Source organism: Mycobacterium sp. pV006 (assembly GCF_041287115.1).
GTDB lineage: Bacteria > Actinomycetota > Actinomycetes > Mycobacteriales > Mycobacteriaceae > Mycobacterium.
This window is the reverse complement of the sequence record NZ_JBGGKT010000008.1, coordinates 212,821-231,894: the sequence shown is the minus strand read 5'-3', so window position 1 is coordinate 231,894 and position 19,074 is coordinate 212,821. Positions and strand designations below refer to the sequence as shown.

Annotated in this window: 16 protein-coding genes; 8 read left to right on the top strand and 8 right to left on the bottom strand. The window is 67.1% G+C overall.

What is annotated here, in order from left to right; genetic code table 11:
• Positions 1-53 precede the first annotated feature (53 nt).
• Both ACAG25_RS14805 and ACAG25_RS14800 read left to right on the top strand, forming a co-directional pair.
• Positions 54-1,232, top strand: coding sequence for an acyl-CoA dehydrogenase family protein (locus ACAG25_RS14805; RefSeq protein ID WP_370489244.1), 1,179 nt, complete (start codon positions 54-56; stop codon positions 1,230-1,232).
• Positions 1,229-2,062, top strand: a complete 834-nt coding sequence (locus ACAG25_RS14800; RefSeq protein ID WP_370489214.1) for a mycofactocin-coupled SDR family oxidoreductase — start codon at positions 1,229-1,231, stop codon at positions 2,060-2,062. Before ACAG25_RS14805 ends, ACAG25_RS14800 begins: the two co-directional genes overlap by 4 nt.
• On the opposite strand, the gene ACAG25_RS14795 is transcribed toward ACAG25_RS14800, so the two are convergent.
• The 3 genes from ACAG25_RS14795 to ACAG25_RS14785 form a co-directional block, all read right to left on the bottom strand.
• On the bottom strand, positions 2,034-2,945 hold the full coding sequence (locus ACAG25_RS14795; RefSeq protein WP_370489213.1) for an alpha/beta hydrolase: 912 nt from the start codon (positions 2,943-2,945) through the stop codon (positions 2,034-2,036). The genes ACAG25_RS14800 and ACAG25_RS14795 overlap by 29 nt on opposite strands.
• Positions 2,942-4,282 carry a flavin-containing monooxygenase gene (locus tag ACAG25_RS14790; protein WP_370489212.1) on the bottom strand — a complete coding sequence of 447 codons (1,341 nt, stop codon included), beginning with the start codon at positions 4,280-4,282 and terminating at the stop codon, positions 2,942-2,944. Before ACAG25_RS14790 ends, ACAG25_RS14795 begins: the two co-directional genes overlap by 4 nt.
• Before the next feature lie 99 nt (positions 4,283-4,381).
• A complete protein-coding gene (locus tag ACAG25_RS14785) occupies positions 4,382-4,834 on the bottom strand; it encodes a MaoC family dehydratase (protein ID WP_370489211.1) in 453 nt (150 codons plus the stop codon).
• A 590-nt stretch (positions 4,835-5,424) separates the two neighbouring features.
• Here ACAG25_RS14785 and ACAG25_RS14780 point away from each other — a divergent pair.
• Genes ACAG25_RS14780 through ACAG25_RS14770 form a run of 3 tightly spaced genes read left to right on the top strand, consistent with a single transcriptional unit; the run spans position 5,425 to position 10,206 of the window.
• Positions 5,425-6,171 carry a hypothetical protein gene (locus tag ACAG25_RS14780; RefSeq protein ID WP_370489210.1) on the top strand — a complete coding sequence of 249 codons (747 nt, stop codon included), beginning with the start codon at positions 5,425-5,427 and terminating at the stop codon, positions 6,169-6,171.
• On the top strand, positions 6,168-8,336 hold the full coding sequence (locus ACAG25_RS14775; protein WP_370489209.1) for an Rv1355c family protein: 2,169 nt from the start codon (positions 6,168-6,170) through the stop codon (positions 8,334-8,336). Before ACAG25_RS14780 ends, ACAG25_RS14775 begins: the two co-directional genes overlap by 4 nt.
• 7 nt (positions 8,337-8,343) lie before the next feature.
• Positions 8,344-10,206 (top strand): putative bifunctional diguanylate cyclase/phosphodiesterase, encoded by a 1,863-nt coding sequence (locus ACAG25_RS14770; RefSeq protein WP_370489208.1) that lies wholly within the window; start codon positions 8,344-8,346, stop codon positions 10,204-10,206.
• Here ACAG25_RS14770 and ACAG25_RS14765 read toward each other — a convergent pair.
• Positions 10,184-10,969, bottom strand: coding sequence for a hypothetical protein (locus ACAG25_RS14765; RefSeq protein WP_370489207.1), 786 nt, complete (start codon positions 10,967-10,969; stop codon positions 10,184-10,186). The two genes, ACAG25_RS14770 and ACAG25_RS14765, sit on opposite strands and share 23 nt — an antisense overlap.
• A gap of 261 nt (positions 10,970-11,230) precedes the next feature.
• Between ACAG25_RS14765 and ACAG25_RS14760 the strand changes: the two genes are divergently transcribed.
• Together ACAG25_RS14760 and ACAG25_RS14755 are read left to right on the top strand one after the other, a co-directional pair.
• Entirely contained in the window at positions 11,231-12,463 is a 1,233-nt protein-coding gene (locus ACAG25_RS14760) for an acyl-CoA dehydrogenase family protein (protein WP_370489206.1), read from the top strand.
• Between the two features lie 10 nt (positions 12,464-12,473).
• Positions 12,474-13,616: an acyl-CoA dehydrogenase family protein gene (locus ACAG25_RS14755; protein ID WP_370489205.1), complete on the top strand. Its 1,143-nt coding sequence runs from the start codon at positions 12,474-12,476 to the stop codon at positions 13,614-13,616.
• A 19-nt stretch (positions 13,617-13,635) separates the two neighbouring features.
• Here ACAG25_RS14755 and ACAG25_RS14750 read toward each other — a convergent pair whose 3' ends face one another.
• Entirely contained in the window at positions 13,636-14,517 is an 882-nt protein-coding gene (locus ACAG25_RS14750; RefSeq protein WP_370489204.1) for a universal stress protein, read from the bottom strand.
• A gap of 124 nt (positions 14,518-14,641) precedes the next feature.
• Positions 14,642-15,409 carry an endonuclease/exonuclease/phosphatase family protein gene (locus ACAG25_RS14745; RefSeq protein WP_370489203.1) on the bottom strand — a complete coding sequence of 256 codons (768 nt, stop codon included), beginning with the start codon at positions 15,407-15,409 and terminating at the stop codon, positions 14,642-14,644.
• Positions 15,410-15,427: 18 nt separating this feature from the next.
• Here ACAG25_RS14745 and ACAG25_RS14740 point away from each other — a divergent pair, with 18 nt between their 5' ends.
• Complete coding sequence (locus ACAG25_RS14740; RefSeq protein ID WP_370489202.1) at positions 15,428-15,997, top strand: nucleotidyltransferase; 570 nt, start codon at positions 15,428-15,430, stop codon at positions 15,995-15,997.
• Here the strand turns inward: ACAG25_RS14740 and ACAG25_RS14735 are convergent.
• Positions 15,994-17,358, bottom strand: coding sequence for a diguanylate cyclase domain-containing protein (locus tag ACAG25_RS14735; RefSeq protein WP_370489201.1), 1,365 nt, complete (start codon positions 17,356-17,358; stop codon positions 15,994-15,996). The two genes, ACAG25_RS14740 and ACAG25_RS14735, sit on opposite strands and share 4 nt — an antisense overlap.
• 85 nt (positions 17,359-17,443) lie before the next feature.
• The gene (locus tag ACAG25_RS14730; RefSeq protein WP_370489200.1) at positions 17,444-19,042 is read right to left on the bottom strand and encodes a PE-PPE domain-containing protein; all 1,599 of its coding nucleotides are present in this window, start codon (positions 19,040-19,042) and stop codon (positions 17,444-17,446) included.
• Positions 19,043-19,074: the final 32 nt, after the last annotated feature.

Genomic DNA, 19,074 nt, shown 5'->3' with positions numbered 1-19,074 from the left:
ATCGTATTTCATATACGATATTTCCCAATCGCGACCCTGAGGAGTATCAAACAATCGTGAGCACAGCAGCCGCCCCGGAGGTCAGCGCGGAGGATTTCGCGGAGATCCTGGCCCAGACCCGCCAGTTCGTCCGCTCCGCGGTCGTCCCGCGCGAACAGGAGATCCTGGCCGACGACCGGGTTCCCGACGACCTGCGCAACCAGGCCAAGGACATGGGCCTGTTCGGCTACGCCATTCCGCAGGAGTGGGGCGGGCTCGGTTTGAACCTCGCCCAGGACGTCGAACTGGCCATGGAGTTGGGCTACACGTCGTTGGCCCTGCGGTCGATGTTCGGCACCAACAACGGCATCGCCGGTCAGGTTCTGGTCGGCTACGGCACCGATGAACAGAAGTCGACCTGGCTGGAACGCATCGCCTCCGGTGAGGTCGTGGCGTCGTTCGCGCTCACCGAACCCGGCGCCGGGTCCAACCCGTCGGGTCTGCGGTCCAAGGCCGTCCGGGATGGAAGCGACTGGATCATCAACGGCCAGAAGCGATTCATCACCAACGCCCCCAACGCGGACCTGTTCGTGACGTTCGCCCGCAGCAGACCTGCCGACGACAAGGGCGCCGGAATCGCGGTGTTCCTGGTGCCCGCTGACGCACCCGGGGTCGAGGTGGGCGTCAAGGACAAGAAGATGGGCCAGGAAGGTGCGTGGACGGCCGACGTCACCTTCACCGATGTCCGGGTTCCCGACAGCGCACTCGTCGGCGGCACCGAGGACATCGGCTACCGCGCGGCGATGACGTCGCTGGCCAGGGGCCGCGTGCACATCGCGGCACTGGCGGTCGGCACGGCCCAGCGCGCCCTGGACGAGTCGGTTGCCTATGCCGCCACCGCCACTCAGGGCGGCACCGCGATCGGCGACTTCCAACTGGTGCAGGCGATGCTCGCCGACCAGCAGACCGGCGTGATGGCCGGCCGGGCGCTGGTGCGCGACGCCGCGCAGAAGTGGGTCACCGGTGAAGACCGACGCATCGCGCCGTCGGCGGCGAAACTGTTCTGCACCGAGATGGCCGGGCAGGTCGCCGATCTCGCGGTGCAGGTGCACGGCGGCAGCGGCTACATGCGCGAGGTCGCGGTGGAACGGATCTATCGCGACGTCCGGCTGCTGCGACTCTACGAGGGCACCAGCGAGATTCAACGATTGATCATCGGCGGCGGATTGGTGAAGGCGGCGAAACGCGCATGAGCGACAAGACAACCGGACGACTGCAGGGACGGGTCGCCTTCATCACCGGCGCCGCACGCGGGCAGGGACGCGCCCACGCGGTGCGGATGGCCAACGAGGGTGCCGACGTCATCGCCGTCGACATCGCCGGCCCCCTGCCGCCGTGCGTGCCGTACGACCATGCGACGCCGGAGGATCTCGAGGAGACCGTGCGTCTGGTCGAGAAGACCGGGCGGCGCATCATCTCCGCGGTGGTGGACACCCGCGACTACGACGGGCTACGCGACGTCGTCGGCTCCGCGGTGGCCGAACTCGGACGACTGGACGTCATCGTCGCCAACGCCGGGGTCTCGGCGCCGCAGGCGTGGGACGCGATCGGACCCGAGGACTTCCGCGACGTGATGGACATCAACGTCACGGGTACCTGGAACACCGTGATGGCCGGCGCCCACAAGATCGTGGAGGGCGGCCGGGGCGGGTCGATCATCCTGATCAGCTCGGCGGCCGGCGTCAAGCTGCAGCCGTTCATGGTGCACTACACCGCCAGCAAGCACGCCGTCACGGGCATGGCGCGTGCCTTCGCCGCCGAACTCGGCAAGCACGCGATCCGGGTCAACAGCGTGCACCCGGGCCCGGTGCTCACCGACATGGGTAGCGGCGACATGGTCACCGCACTCAACGCGGCGATGGAGACCAACCCGCAGCTCCAGCACATGATGACGCCGTTCCTGCCCACCTGGATCGTCGAACCCGAGGACATCGCCGACACGGTGTGCTGGTTGGCCAGCGACGAATCGAAGTTCGTCACGGCCAGCGCGATCTCTATCGACCAGGGGTCGACGCACTACTGAGCAGCGTCCGCTGCAGGAACGCGATCTGGTCGCCGACCGTCTTGTCGAACCAGTCGTGGCCCGGCCACACGTCGAAGTGGTCGCACGGGTACCGGTGCACCTGGGCGCGGCCGTGGGCGGCTGTCGCGGCGACCGCGTCGGCCGGCACGTAGGAGTCGAAGTCGGCGATCTGCACCAGCAGCGGAAACCGCAACTTCTTGGCCGCAGGGGTGGTGCGCACCGCGAGCACCTCCAGGCCGACCGAGCAGTCGATCTCGTTGCGCCACGTCGGGCCGGCCATCGCGGTGTAGCTCTCGAAGGCACCGTCGAGCGCCAGCGCCCCTGGCTCTCCCACCGGGGCCACCAGCGGCATGAGCGTCGGTGCCCCACCCCGACGCGTCGCGATCCGGCTCTTGATTCCTGACAGCGTCCACCGCAGGGACGTCAGCATGTCGCGTGACGACGCGGCCGCACGACTGACCGCCAGACCGCTCGTCAACGGCGTCAGGGAGATCACGGCCGCCACGTCGGTGCGCGCCGCCGCCACGGTCAGCACATGGCCACCGGAGAACGACACACCCCACAGCGCGACACGGCCGGCGTCCACCCCCTCGAGGTTCTTGGCCGCCTCCACCGCGCTGTGGTAGTCCTCGAGCTGCCTGCGCACCGAAAGTGATTGCCGCGGTTGACCTCCCGACGCGCCGAAGCCGCGATAGTCGAAGGCCAGCACGTCGATCCCGGCCTCGGCGAAGCGTTGCGCGAACGGCGCCAGCCCGGAGTCCTTGGTGCCGCCGAACCCGTGTGCCATCACCACCACGGGCCGCGGACCGGTCCCGGTGGCTCGGAAATGCCATGCGCTGCAGTCCACATCCGCGCTGCGGAAGGTGATCTCGGCCGGTGTCATCGCGCCACCTGCGCGAGTTGGCGTGCGCGCCGCACTCCGGCGGGCAGTTCCTTGGTGCGGATGTCGTGTTCGTAGATGAAGTAGTCGACCTGTTGGGTGTGCCGGGGGCGGTCGGTGCAATGACCGGAATGCAACTGTCGATCCGCGTCGATCACCCGCTCCATCTCGTCGACCGGCGGCAGCGCGTAGCGCCCGGCCGCGTAGGCGGCCAACAGGCGCGACTGGCATTCGACGAACGGGAATAGGGTGGGTACGGCTTGGGCGAACCCGATGAAGACGAGATCGTCCATGCCGGGTTTGAACATGCGCTTGTAGAGCCGGGTCTGGTTGCCCGGAGCGCTGATCAGTTCCGGGTCGAAGAACGGGAAGGTGATGTTGTACCCGGTGGCATAGACGATGACGTCGAACTCGTCACTGGTGCCGTCGACGAAGTGCACGGTTTCACCGTCGAGGCGCGCCACGTTCGGCTTGGGCACCACGTCACCCGAGCCGAGGCGCAGGGGCAACTCCACCGACTGCGTCGGGTGCGCCTCGAAGAGTTTGTGGTCGGCCGGCGGAAGGCCGTACATCGTGGGGTCGGTGCCCAGCATCGGCGCGACGAGCTGCACGGCTTTGCGCTGCCATTTCAGCGGGAGGTGGGGGCTGGTGCGCCAGAACGTGTCCCCGGGGCGGCCCGCGATGTATTTCGGCACGATCCAGGCGCTGGACCGCGTGGACAGCGTCACCTTGTTGCCCAACGCCTTCGACGACAGTTCGACGGTGATGTCCGCGGCGCTGTTGCCGATACCGACGACCAGGATCCTCTTGTCCCGCAGGTCCAGCGGCGTGCTCGGGTCGATGTACTCGTGGGAGTGGATCGACCGGTTGGTGAAGGTGCCGGGGAAATCGGGCCAGCGGGGATCCCAGTGGTGGCCGTTGGCGACCACGAGCAGGTCGAAGTGCCGTCGCGCCCCTGCTTGGTCGGACACGTACCAGCCGTCGCCGTCGGCGCGCTCGGCCCGGACCACCCCGTTGCGGAACTCGATGTGGTCGAGCAACCCGAACACCGCGGCATACTCGTCGAGATAGGCCTTGACCTCGGAATGGTGCGGAAACGACGGGTAGTGCTCGGGCATCGGGAAGTCTTTGAAGGACAGCCGATCCTTGGACGTGTCGATGTGCAGCGACCGGTAGGCGCTGCTGTGTCCGTTCGGATTCCCGAAGGCCCAGTTGCCGCCGATCCGGTCCGAGGATTCGAAGGTCGTGTAGGTGATGCCGTAGTCCTTGAGCATCTTGCCGGCCGTCAGGCCGCTGATGCCCGCACCGATGATGGCCACCTGGGGGTCTTTGATTCTCACCGCGCTCCTCCTGCCGCAACGCAATCTACGAGCGTTTTTGACGTACGTCAATGGTCGCTGACGCACGTGAATTCGCTGCGGCAGGAGGCGCCGCAATCCTCAGCCGATGAAGCGCACGATCGATTCGGCGACTGCCGCCGGCTTCTCCGAACCTTCGATCTCCACGGTCGTCGTCAGGGTCGCCTGGACGGCGTTATCGAGCTGGGCCACCGCGCTGATCTCGGCACGGGCACGCAGTTTGGCGCCGACCCGCACCGGGGTGATGAAGCGGACCTTGTTGTAGCCGTAGTTGATGGCCATCGCGACGTTGCCGACGGTGTAGAGCTGATGGGTGAAATGCGGGATCAGTGACAGGGTCAGCAGCCCGTGGGCGATGGTCCCGCCGAAGGGACCGTCGGCGGCCCGCTCCGGATCCACATGGATCCACTGATGGTCGTTGGTGGCCTCGGCGAACAGGTTCACCCGCTCCTGGGTGATCTCGAGCCATTCGGTGGGTCCGAGCTGAGTGCCTTCGGCCGCCGCCAGCTCGGCGAGGTCATTGAACTTCTTCACTGGTGCCTCCTGGAGTGTCGTTGCTGCGGGACGTGGTTCAGATTGCGTCCGCCTCGCGTTGTCCGGGTCTCACAGTGCCACACCGACACTGGAGCCGACGCGGCACCTGACAGCTGTATCCGACAGGGGCGTGCCCGGATCACGGTGTGCTTGCAGCCCTCTCACACAGCGAAGCCGGACCGGGAGGCGGCGGCCCACGGCGCCGATGGCCGTTCGGCACGGCCTGCAAGCGCATTCACACAATTCCGACACTCGGCCACGCATGTTAGCGAAAGATGTTGATTTATCGCATATACCGAGAAAGAACGATTGTCATACTCTTTGGGGGATTCGCTCGATTTCACTTCCCCGGATGTTGTCCGAGAGTTTATCGCCGAAATTCACCATACCAAATGGCTTCTTGCGGTATGTCTTTAGTGCAACCTCAGTTCCCTACCCAGTGGCAACAGGGAAATCAGTGTGACTAGCTGGAAACCGCGCGGACTCGGCGACATACTGAATGCGCCGTTTTCCGCGGTGAATACCAATTCCGACAAGCAGCAGTCGGGTTCCCCGCCGGGTATCTCGATTGCATGACGATAGGAAAAAACATGTCCGCTCCGCTCGCCCTCACCTCTTCCGAAGAGTTTGCCCTGCCGGCACGGCACGCCTGGTGGGACGCGGAAGCGCAATGCACGTTGGTGATGTCGCAACCGCACCTGGATCGCGACCTCTGGTTCGAATATCTCGAAGGCGCCGAACGCAGCTACCGCAAGTTCGGGGTCGACTGCGCCATCGACGTCGACGACATCAGCGACGGTCACGACACGGCCATGTTCTGGGCTGCACTGGACTCTGAGGGGCAGGTCATCGGCGGCCTGCGCGCCAAGGGACCACTGACAGGAGCCGACGACTCCCACGCGGTCGTCGAATGGGAGGGTCAACCCGGCTTGGCCGCGGTGCGCAAGATGATCGACGACCGCGTGCCGTTCGGCGTGCTGGAGATGAAGGCGGCCTTCGTCGATGCACAGAAGGGACAGTCCGGGGCGGTCACTCGGGCGCTCGCGCGCAGCGGCGCGCACGCCATGGCGGTGATGGACGTCCAGTTCTGCATGGCCACCTCTGCGCCCCATGTGCTGGACAAGTGGCGCACCTCGGGCGGTCTGGTCGCCGACATCCCCGCCACCCCCTACCCGGATCCGCGGTACCGCACCAAGATGATGTGGTGGGACCGCAGGACGTTCGTTCGCCACTCCGAGCCCGCACAGGCAGCCCGGATGATCGCTGATGTCCGCGAATTGGAGCGTGCGGGGGTCCTCTACGGCGGGCCGGCGGCGTTGCGCGATAATGCGTTGTGACGTTCGAGCCTCCGCAGTCCGATTCGTTCCACACCACCACCGTCGACGAGACCTCCTCGCAAGCCGTCATTCTCGATCCCGCCAGTGCGTCCGATGCGCGCACCATCGCAGCGCTGCGGGCCGACCCGCACGTGACGGTGATCGACCAGATCGACGGTCAGGCAGCGACATTGCGCAAGCTGCTGCCCACCCCGGATGACGACCTGACCGGCGAGCGCCCCCGGTGGGCGTACTACCCGTGGCGGCGCACACTGGTCGGCGTCCTGGGCCCCCGCGCGTACGCACGGACGCGAACGGATCGCAACCGCAACCTGATCACCATCGACGAACACGACAAGCTCGCGTCGTTGCGCGTCGGCGTGGTGGGTCTGAGCGTGGGTCACGCCGTCGCGCACACGCTCGCGATGCAAGGTCTGTGCGGACATCTGCGCCTGGCCGACTTCGATGACCTCGAGCTGTCGAATCTCAACCGCGTGCCCGCAACGGTTTTCGACCTCGGAGTGAACAAGGCAGTGGCAGCGGCGCGCCGGATCGCCGAGGTGGACCCGTATGTCGATGTCGAGGTGCTCGAGGCCGGTGTCACGGAGCAGACGATCGAGGCGTTCCTCGACGGCCTCGACATCGTGATCGAGGAGTGCGACTCACTGGATGTGAAGACACTGGTGCGGGAAGGTGCGCGCGCCCGGCGGATACCGGTGTTGATGGCCAGCAGTGATCGCGGCCTCATCGACGTCGAGCGGTTCGACGAAGATCCGCAGCGGCCGTTGTTCCACGGGCTGCTCGGCGATGTCGACGCAGCCGCACTGTCCACGCTCGACGGCCGGCAGAAGATCCCGTACGTCCTGCGCATCCTCGATGCGGCGAGCCTGTCACCGCGCGGAGCCGCATCGCTGGTGGAGGTCGGCCAAACACTGGCGACCTGGCCGCAGCTCGCCGGCGACGTACTCGTCGGCGCATCCACGGTCGCCGAGGCGGTGCGCCGTATCGCGTTGGGGGAACCCTTGCCGTCCGGACGCGTGCGCATTGATGTGGCGGCCGCGTTGGACGCCCTCACCGACCCGGTGGACGAGCCCGCCGAGCAACCTCGACCATCGCCCGACGACCCGAAGCACACACCGCAATCCGCCCCGCACGCCGTGGCGCTCGCCGCCGTCCGGGCACCGTCCGGCGGAAATGCCCAACCGTGGCACATCGAGACCTCGGCGCAGACCGTGACGATCCGGCTGGCTCCCGAGTTCAGCTCGTCCCTGGACATCGGGTTGCGCGGTAGCGCGGTCGCGCTCGGCGCGGCGGTCTTCAATGCCAGGGTCGCCGCCGCCGCGCACGGCGTGCTGGGCCCGCTGCGGTTCCGTGAGGACGACCGCGACCGGCTGCGTGCGGAGCTCACTCTCGAAAACGGCGAGGATCCCTACCTGGCCGACCTGTACCCGATGATCGAGGCGCGTGAGACCAACCGCCACGGCGGCAGCCGCGTGGCCATGTCCGAAGACGTCCGGTCGACCCTCGAAGATGTCGTGCGACGCGAAGGCGCGGGGCTCACCCTGCTGCACGAGGCCGACGACCTGCGCCAGGCGGGCCAGATCCTGGCCGCCGCCGACCGCATCCGGTACCTGACTCCGTACCTGCACGCCGACATGGTTTCGGAGTTGCGCTGGCCCGGTGATCAACCGGAGGACTCCGGGATCGACGTGCGCAGCCTCGAGTTGCCCACCGACCAGCTTGCAGTCCTGGATGTCCTGCGGCGTGGCGACGTGATGGCGATGCTCGCAAAGTGGGACGCCGGTACCGTTCTGGGCGCCGACACCGGCACTCGGGTGGCGCAGAGTTCAGCTCTGGCCGTGGTTACCGTCGACGACCGTTCCCTGACCGGCTATGCGCGCGGCGGCGGCGGCGCCGAGGCATTGTGGTGCACTGCGCAACGGCTGGGATTGGCCGTGCAACCCGTCTCGCCGGCATTCCTCTATGCCCACACCGATGAGGAAGTCGCCGCATTGTCCCCACCGTTCGCCGCCGAGTTGATGGAGCTCGGATCACGGTTTCGTCACGCGACGGGCACGAATGCCCAGCACGGCCTGTGCTTACTGCTGCGTTTGACCGAAGCGCCACCGACATCGGTGCGCAGTCGGCGTCGACCGCTCAGTTTCGATCCCGCGCCCGTATTCTGAGCGGACCATGTCAGCAAGCTCGGCGCCACCCACTCTCGACGCGGTCGTCACCTCGGTGGCCACCAAGTTGATGGTCGCCTCCGCGGCCACCACGGTCCAGGTCCACCAACAGGTCCTGGGCGACCTCGTCGAGTACTTCGGCGTCGACGTCAGCTTCCTTCGCTACAACGACCACGACATCAGAGCCTCCAGGCTCGTCGCGGAATGGCCCGTCCGTCCCGACATTCCGGACCCCGATCCCCTGGCGCTGGTGTATTACGCCGATGCCGATCCGGTGTTCGCGCACAGCGAACACGCCAAGCGGCCGATGGTCTTCCGCCCGGAACCGGCCACCGACGACTACCAGCGGCTCATCGAGGAGGGGCGCGCGGTGCCCCAGACGTCCTTGGCCGCGGCCCCGTTGGTGTCCGGCGACGTGACGACCGGCGTGCTGGGTTTCGTGAAGTTCGGCGATCGCGAATGGACCACCGAGGAACTCAACGCCCTGGAGGCCATCACCTCACTGATGGCCCAGGTACAGGCCCGGGTACTCGCCGAAGACCAGTTGCGCTACCTGGCCGAGCACGACGATCTGACCGGCCTGTTCAACCGCCGCGCGTTGCTCGCTCACCTCGACGAGCGGCTGGCCGCCGATCAGCCCGGTCCGGTCGCCACGTTGTTCTTCGACCTCGATCGCCTCAAGGCGATCAACGACTATCTCGGACACACCGCCGGAGACTGGTTCATCCGCATACTCGCCGAACGCCTGCGCCGGGAGGCCGACAGCGACTGCTTCATCGCCCGCCTGGGCGGCGACGAGTTCGTGGTCGTGCCGCGCGAACCCATGGACGCCGCGACCGCCGAGGCGTTCGCCTACCGCTTGCGCGGCTCCCTGAACGAACGCGTCTCGATCGACGGCGAGATGCTGACGCGAACCGCGAGCATCGGGATCGCCCTGGGCGCGCCGGGCCGGGACACCACCTCGGATCTGCTGCGCCGCGCCGACCAGGCGGTGCTGACGGCCAAGAGCACCGGCGGCAACGTCGTCTCGGTGTTCAGCGAGGAGATGGCGCTCAAGAGCGCCCTGCGCAACGACGTCGAGCTGCACCTGCAGAGCGTGATCGAGAACAGCGCGCTTCTGCTGCACTACCTCCCGGAAGTCGACATGCGCACCGGCGAGATCCTGGCCATCGAAGCGTTGGTGCGGTGGCAACATCCGACGCGGGGCCTGCTGTCACCCGAGTCGTTCATCGGGGTGGCCGAGTCGATCAACCTCGCCGGCGAACTCGGACGCTGGGTGATGCGGACGGCCTGCAGCGAGTTCGCCAGTTGGCGGTCACGCGGCATCGGCCAGAGCATCGTGTTGCGCCTGAACGTCTCGCCCGTGCAACTGGTGACCGACGGCTTCGCCGACACCGTGGCCGGGATCATCGCCGAGTTCGACATCGAACCGGAGTCGGTGTGTCTGGAGATCACCGAGAGCGTGGTCGTCCAGGACATCGAGACCACCCGGGTCACCCTCGCGGGATTGAAGGACGCCGGTGTGCAGATCGCGATCGACGACTTCGGAACCGGGTACAGCGCCCTGTCACATCTGAAGTCGCTGCCGGTCGACACACTCAAGATCGATCGCAGCTTCGTGCGCGAACTCGGTTCGGACCCCGGCGATCTCGCGATCGTACGGGCGATCATCGCGCTCGCCGAATCCTTCGGCTTGGAGTTGGTCGCCGAAGGCGTCGAGACCGAGGCCGCGGCTCTGACCCTGCTGCGGCACGGGTGTCACCGCGCCCAGGGTTTCCTGCTCTCCCGCCCGATCGGCGGCGCGGCGATCGAAACGCTCTTGGCCCAGGGCCGGATTCCGCTGAAATTCAGTACGTCTCAGCGCCTGTAGGGCCGTCCAGTAATTCCACCCGGCCGAACCGACTGCCCGCACGGCCCACCAGCGCCACGCGCAACGGCGCACTGTCCGACACGCGAGCCGACGCGTGCCCGGCCGTCTGGATCTGCGGACAGATGAGCACCCCGTGGCGGGCCCGGACGGCATACGGGCCGTCGTCGGTGCCGAAGACCACACCGGCGACCGCCCCGGCATCGAAGACCAGTCGCTGCACGCCGGTGACCGAGACCCGGTCGACGTCCCGCGCGTCGGCCTCGGCGCTCAACCACTTGTGAACGGCGGCAACGGGATCACCGTGATCGGCGGGCACCGTACCGACCTCGACGATCTCCCAGCTCTCTCCCCCGCTGAGCACCACCGTGGCCGACGGCCAGTCCGTCACCCGGGTGTAGAGATAGCCGGTCGGTGAACAAATGCATTGCGCCGCCCAATCCCGCATCCGCGAGCCGACGAACGGCGGTACCGTGGCGGGCGCCTTGGCCGGCGCCGGAGTGATCGCCCGCACGGGGAGCACGTCCTGGTGGCCGTCGAGGCCGGCGATGTCGAGGTCGGCGGTCAGCTCCCCGAGGTAGCTCATGGTTTCGGGGTCGGCGCAGTCGATCGGCCACCAACTACGGTCCGGCTCTTCGGTGGGCCGTTCGGCGACCAGCACGTCACCGTCTTCGTCCACCGTTGAGATGGCGGTCGCCAGGCCGGCGACGCCGGCGCCGGTGCAGACGACGTCGGCCTCGTCGTCCCATTCCATCTCCGCACACATGGTTATTCGCCTCACCGTTGCCTGGACGTGGGATGCACCGCGTCCCACAGCGTAGGACACGTCGGAGAACATGCACGAGGATGCCCGAATGTCGCCCGGATGCCGCCGCGCCGACCGACGAGGAGATTCGCCGATGCCGGCCGTGGCAACGTGAGGACATCGCCACCGCACGGCGTCGAGGCGATCGCGCCCACACCCTGGGTTCCCCCACTTAACTAACTAGGTTTACTGTGTCTGTAGCTCACAGTGGGAGGGAACTTCATGGATTTGGAGTGGTCACCGGCCGACGCGGCGTTCCGTGACGAGGTACGCGCCTTTCTCGACGAGAAGTTGACGCCCGAACTTCGTCAGGCCGGACGCCTGATGACCAGCGTGTATGCCGATCACGACGCCAGCATGGCCTGGCAGGCGATCCTGCACGAGCGGGGCTGGGCCGCGCCCGCCTGGCCGGTGGCCCACGGCGGCTGCGACTGGACGTTGACGCAGCACTACATCTTCAGTCGCGAGTCGACGTTGGCCGGCGCGCCGTCGCTGTCGCCGATGGGGATCCGGATGGTCGCCCACGCGATCATCAAGTTCGGCACCGAGGAGCAAAAGAACTTCTTCTTGCCGCGAATCCTCACCGGCGAGGTGTTCTTCTGCCAGGGATACTCCGAGCCCGAGGCCGGGTCGGATCTGGCCGCACTGTCGATGGCTGCCCGGGATGACGGCGACCACCTGGTGTGCACCGGAAGCAAGATCTGGACCACCCACGCGCGCGAGGCCAACTGGATGTTCGCGCTCGTGCGCACCACCCGCTCGGAGAAGAAGCAGCGCGGCATCACGTTCATCCTCATCGACATGGCGACCCCGGGCATCGAGATCCGGCCGCTCGTGATGACCTCGGGCGAAGAGGTGCAGAACCAGGTCTTCTTCGACGAGGTGCGCGTGCCCAAGACCAACGTCATCGGTGAGATCGACGACGGTTGGACGGTCGCGAAGTATCTCCTGGAATTCGAGCGTGGCGGCGGCGCGACCGCCCCGGCATTGCAGGTGATGGCCGAGGAGATCGCCACGGTCGCCGCCGAGCAGCCAGGCCCCGACGGCGGCCGCCTGCTCGACGATCCCGGTTTCGCCCGTAGGCTCGCCGACGCGCGGATCCGCACCGAAGTCCTGGAGATCCTCGAATACCAGGTGCTCGCAGTGGTCGCCGGAGGCGGAAATCCGGGCGCCAAGTCCTCGATGCTGAAGGTGCTCAGCACAGAGCTCAGCCAGACCATCACCGAGCTGGCCATGGAGGCCGCCGGCCCGCGGGGACGCGCGTACCAACCGCACGCGACCTTCCCGGGTGGCCCTATCGCCGATTTCGAGCCGCCCGAAGACGGCTATGTCACCGGCGAGCCATGGCAGGCGGTGGCTCCGCTGCGTTACTTCAACGACCGGGCCGGATCAATCTACGCCGGTAGCAACGAGATTCAGCGCAATATTCTGGCCAAGGCCGCTCTGGGACTGTAGGGGGCTCTGAATGGACTTCAAACTCACCGACGAACAAGAACTGCTGCGCAGCGGGCTCACCAAGTTCCTGAGCACCCGCTACGACCTGGAATCCAGTCGGGCCGCGGCCAAGACCGGTGCGGGCTGGCAGCCCGAGATCTGGCAGGGCTTCGCCGAGGAGCTCGGCATCCTCGGCGCCGCGCTGCCCGAAGAGTACGGCGGGATCGGCGGCGGACCGGTGGAGATGATGCTCATCGCCGAGGCGCTGGGGCACGCCCTCGTGGTCGAGCCCTACGTCGACACCGCGGTGGTGGCCGCCGGGCTGATCGAACGCGCCGGTGGCGACTCGGCCGCCGGGCTTCTCGAACAGATCGCCGCCGGGTCGGCCGTGGTGACCTTGGCCGCGGGTGAAGTCACCTCCGGGGACAACTGGCGCGACGTGCGCACCGTCGCCGAACGCGACGGCGACGATTGGGTGTTGACCGGTTCGAAGATCGTGTCGATGTCCACGCCGCTCGCCAGCCACGTGCTGGTCACCGCGCGGACCTCTGGCGAGCAGTCCGACACCGCCGGGATCTCGTTGTTCCTCGTCGACTTGTCCTCGACACCAACGGGATTGACGCGCCACGACTACCGCACGATCGACGACCGACGGGCCTCGGACATCGAGTTCGACCGGGTCCGGGTGCCGGGCTCGGCGCTGCTGGGCGCCGAGGGCGCCGCGTGGCCGTCGCTGGCCCAGGCTCGCGACGAAGGTGCAGCCGCGGTGTGCGCCGAGGCGGTCGGACTGATGCGCAAGGTGCTCGCCGACACGGTCGAGTACTGCAAGCAGCGTCAGCAGTTCGGCCAGCCGATCGGCAGCTTCCAGGTGCTCCAGCACCGCATGGTCGACATGTACATGGAAGTCGAACAGGCCGCTGCGGCCGCCCTGCTGGCGGTGCTCAAGCTCGACTCCGATGAAGACACCCGGGCGCGCGCGGTGTCGGCGGCCAAGGCCACCGTCGGACGCGCCGCCCAGTTCGTCGGTCAGCAGGCGGTGCAGCTACACGGCGGCATGGGCATGACCGAGGAGCTGGCCATCGGCCACTACTTCAAGCGGTTGACCGCCCTGCAGTTCGAGTTCGGTTCGACCGACCATCACCTGACACGGTATGCGCGGCTGACCGGAGTGTGACCGGTCAGCCCGCACCGCGTCATCGCCGCGCGACGATGACCGGAATGCGGGCCGACTGCACGACCTCGGAGCTGACCGACCCCAGCAGCATCCCGGTGAAGCCGCCACGCCCGTGGCTTCCGACCACCAGGAGCTGCGCGTTCTCGGCCTCCTCGAGCAGGCACCGGGCCGGCTGGTCACGCTTGACCACCCGGCGCACCCGCACGTCGGGATAACGTTCCTGGTACCCGGCCAGCCGTTCGGCGAGCAGCATGTCCTCCTCGGGCTGCACCTCGCTCCAGTCGTCTCCGGGCAGTACGTAACCGGCGTCGCGCCACGTGTGCACCGCGACGAGCTCCACCCCGCGGCGCGACGCCGCGTCGAACGCGATCTCGGTCGCGTGCTCGGACGCCGGGGAACCGTCGATCCCGACGACCACCGGCGCCTGCGCCGGGTGCGGGATCAGCGGGTCCTCGTCGTGGATGACCGCGACCGGGCAGCGGGCGTGCTGGACCAGTCCGGTGCTGACGGAACCGAGTAGTCGGCGTCCCCACTTGCCCAGCCCCCGGCTGCCGACGACGATCAGGCCGGCCTGCTTGCTGATGTCGACCAGCGCGGGCACGGGAGCACCGGTGACGATCTGCTCGTCGATGTCGACGAGCTCGTCGCCGCCGGCGGCGCGAGCATCCTGGGCTGCCGCAGCGAGGATTTCCTTCCCGGCACGCCGCAATTCCTCGTAGTAGTCGGCCGGTAACGGGGCCTGGACCCAGGCCTGCATCGTCGCGCCGGGCAGCACGTGCACCAAGGTGAGACGCATCCCGCGCCGCGCGGCTTCACGGGCCGCCCAGTCGACGGCAACCCGCGCCTCGGCGGATCCGTCGACACCGACCGCGACGCCCAAGGGTGCCAATGGAGTGGTCATCAACGCATCTCCTCACGTGATCGGCGGCCAGTGCGCCGCCCGACGTCTCGACCGTATCGCGTGCGTCACTGCTCTTTCAGGGGGACTCGGTCACCGAGTGCCGGGACCAAAGTCCATCGGCGGACTACCGACCGCGACCCAGCTGCACCATCAACGGCCGGTGATCGCTGATCGCCAGCGCCGGCGCCCGGGTTTCGGTGGCCGTCAGGCTGGGGTCGTCGGTCAGCACATGGTCGAGTTGTTGGGTCGGATGGTCGGAGGGGAAAGTCGGCGCGACGGCCAGGGCACGCAAGCCCGAGTGGCGACTGGCCGCCCTTCCCGACATGTTGAGGTCTCCGGTGACGATGTGCGGCCGCGGCAGACCCCGCACGTCCCGCAACAGCCGACGCAGCTGGACGCGGTTCCACCCGGGCACGAACGACAGGTGGGTGTTGACGACGGTGAGCGCCCCCAGCGGGGTGTCGAACCGGCCGATGACCGCAGCACGTGGTTCCTCGTCGATGACCTGGACGCGTCCGGGGGCGCGCAGGTACATCGGGAACCTGAACGGGATGCGCGGCAGGCGCACGACCTGCCAGTTCAGTGCGGGATAGCGGGACAGCAGCGCCACCCCGTACGCGGCGGTCCCCGGTTGTTCCTCGCCGGTGGCGGCCATCCAGGTGGCACCTGGGGTACCCGCGATCGCAGCGACGAAGCGGTGGCTGCGGGCACCCATCGCCTCGGCCGCCAGAGCCGTCAGATCCGCCAACCCGGACCGTTCCTGGATGGAGTCGACTTCCTGCAGTGCCAGGATGTCGGCGTCCAGTGCCGCCACGCAGTCGGCGAACCGGTCGAGGTCGACGTCTCCACCGGGGGTGCGCCCGTGCAGGATGTTGAACGTCACCAACTTCATGGGTAACCACTACCCACCATGTCCTGCGAACCCACAGCAGTAACCCACGAGGATCTGCGCGCCGCGCTCAAGCGCGCCGCGTCGGCACTGAACACCGACGGTCCACCATTCGCGTTGGCCGGCAGCTACGCGCTCTGGGTGCACGGCGCACCCGAACCCGTTCACGACGTCGACTTCGTGGTGGCCGAGCGTGACGTCGAAGCCGCCACCGCGACGTTGACCGACGCCGGATTCGACATCCGCCGCCCGCCCGAGCAATGGCTGTTCAAAGTGGCGATGAGTCCGGAGTCCCCCGTGGTGATCGACGTGCTCCACCGGATCAACGGGGTTCCCGTGCAGCCGGCGATGATCGAGCACGCGCCCCGACAAGACGTGCTGGCGGTGTGTATGCCGGTGCTGTCGCCGACCCAGGTGATCCTGCAGAAGCTGCGCGCGATGCACGAACACCATTGCAACATCGAGGCACTGCTGCCGCTGGTGCGTGCCGTACGCGAACAACTGGACTGGGAACTGCTGCGACGCGAGACTGCCGACCATCCGTTCGCCGAGGCGTTCCTGTTGCTCTGTGACCGCTTGTCGATCGGCTAGTTGTCGCTCAATGCCCCTGTTCTGCAGCGAGATTCGGCCTTGGCGCGGTACATGTCGACGTCGGCGTCGTGGAGCACCTGGGCGAGGTTGCGGCGGTCGTTCTCGGCGACGAGGGTGGCTCCGACACTGACGCCGATCTGCAGTCTCCGGGTTCCGATCTCCATCTCGGCGGCCAACGCCTCGTCGAGCCGGGCGACGATCGTCTCGAGATCCTCGACGCTGTAGGGACCTCGCACGAGAACGAGGAATTCGTCACCGCCGATGCGCGCGACGAGGTCCTGCGTACGCAGGGTCGCGCGCATCCGCTGAGCGGCGATGCGCAGCACGTCGTCACCGACCGGATGTCCATAGCTGTCGTTGACGGCCTTCATCCCGTTGAGGTCCAGGAACAATACGGCGGCCAGTCGGTCGGCTCCGGTGGCCACCAGCGCAGCAGCGGCCTGATCGAGTGCATGGACGCGGTTGGGCAGGCCGGTGAGCCAGTCGTGGTTGGCTTCGTGACGGAGTCGTTCGCGTGCGTCGTAATGTTCGGTGATGTCGGTGAACGACATCAGCACCGGCGAGGTGGCCGGGTTCTGCGGATCCAGCAGACATCCGTTGCCCGTCACCCACACTCGGCGGCCGTCGGCGCGGTCGACGCCGATCACCTCGCCGATGATTCCCATGCCCGTCTTGATGATCCAGTTCATCGGGTACGAATGTGCGCCGATGCGTTCACCTTTCGCGTCGAACATTGCCAGGTTGAGCCCTTGGTCGCGATGGTGCAGTCCGACGAGTTCGCCGGCGCCGGCACCGATGATGCGGCGGGCCGCCTCGTTGACGAACTGGACCCTCCCGTCGTTGCTGGAGATCATGATGCCGACGTGGAGCATGTCGAGTACGGCATACAGTCGGTCGTCGGGGCGGGCACCGGACGGCGCGGTCGTGTCGGAAGCCGCGTCGATGCGCACATTCTGGCGCGGCGTCGAGATGTGCGGTGCACACACCACCTCATAGAAGCGACCACCGGCATCGACGCGCAGCGTCGACACCGCGGGCATCGAGATGGTGGTGCCGTCGATGCGTCGCATCGTCACCTCGACAGGCGCTGAGACGTCGCCGTCGGCGTTGAGCGACTCCAGTCCACTGCGAACGGCGGTCAATGTCGCCGGGTCGACGAAGTCGGCGATGGGGCGCCCGACGACCTGTCCCGGCGACGACATTCCCAACGCACGCACCCCGGCCGGGTTGACGTAGTGCACGACCTGCCCGTCGTGACGGCAGATCGGGGACAGACTGGCGTCGAGCAACGCGCGGTACCGGGCTTCCGCGGCATCGTCCGCAGACGGAACGACGGGTATCGCGGACTCCCCCTGCACCACACTGCCCTTCTCACTCGACGGACAAAAGCACAGGCACCGTGGTCTTCACGGACTCCTCCCCGAGTCCTTGGCCCGCACCGGCAGACTAGCAAGCCGGGCGGATACTTTCGGGCGGATCGCTGGGTTCCTCTGACCCCGATGGTCCACGCGGTCGGGATTCGGGACCGGCGTCCTCATCATGCGACGACGCCAACGGCTCCGGCTCGTCCGTTGTTCCGCGCGTGCGTCCGTCGGTCCTTGTGTCCGCGCTGCGGCCGGTGTCGGCCTCCGGCGTCTCGGACGTCTTGCGGTGCGTGCGCCGAGAGGTCGGAGGCTCCTTGACGGGGTCATCGTCGGTGGTGACGACTCGAACCGAACTCGTAGGTTCTTCCCCGTTCAGTGCTTCCTGCTCTCCTCCTGACGGTGTCGTCACCTGCGGCTCGGTGCGATGCATCTGCCGGGAAGTGTCTGCCACCTCCTCATGCTCAGGAACGTGGCTTCGCGGCACCTGACGCGCAGGTGAAGCGACGGGGTCGGGAATCTGGAGCAGCGGAGGCAGGCCGACCAGCGCCAGGGCATTGTTGATGCCTTGGCCGACGGCGTTGACCAGGTCGACGACCAGCTTGACCGGGTCGATTCTCGGGATCAGCCGCGCCGGCGTGGGTTCCCACGGCGGGATGGAGCGGTCATAGCCGAGCTCGACGAGCACGCGGAAGAACGGCTCGACGACGTCGATGACCGGCTCCGGTACACCCACTGTGCGTAGAGGTCCGAACAGCGGCAGGTCCGGATTCTCGAAGAGGTAGTAGCTCGAGTCACCATAGGTGCCCTGGTAGGCCGGCGACTCCGTCGGGTCCGTCGCGGGCAGACTGACATCCAAGAAATGCAGGTGCACGTAGACGATGCCGAGAATCGCGTTCAGGTCGGCGAGAAAATTCAGCGGATACAGCGGGAAATCGGTGAACCCGTCGTACTGCTTGGTGATCACCACGGTGTCGAACGGCGTGTCCGTTGCCGCAGGGCCGTTGAACAGTAGATCGAGGATCGGAATGTAGAAGCCGGGGAAGCGAGACATCAAGCCGCCGTTGGGCAGATTCGGGTCCGCGGCCAGCACGAAGTCGATGTCCGGGACAGCCGCTGCCCAATCGTATTGTGCAGCCAGCCTTCTCTTCACGACGTTCGCAACCCCCGCGCCCTGCGAGAGTCCGTAGATCAGTCGGTGAAGGTTTACGTTGGCGGCGATGGCCGCCTCCAATTGGTCGGCGCCGATCTTCAGCGACTGACTGGGGGTCCGGTCGAAGAGCCCCGACAACTTCCACCATGGCGCGTCGGGCCATGCCGGCCCACCGGTTGCGAACAGTCGCGGGTCTCCGAGCGCGAGTCCGATGAGCCTGAACAACCCGGTAATGGGCCAGAACTCCTGAGGCGTCGTCACGGGGACGTAATCGATGTCGCCTGGCCGGAGCGGGGCAATGTACTGACTCCTGACGATGTCGATGACCGTGTCATCGGGCGTGGGACATGTGGTGCCGCACATGATCAAAGCCGTGGTGTCAGCCGAAAGTTTCACTGCCGCAGCGCTGTTGGGCTCCGGCGTTGTCACCGCTGCGACCAGGACCAGAGCCGTCACCGCCGTGGTTGTCATCCGGGCGCCGACCCCGACGATCTTGCGGAGCCCGGCGGCGGCTTTGATTTGGTTCCTCATCGCAGACCCCCGCGCATTCTCCCGACCGATCG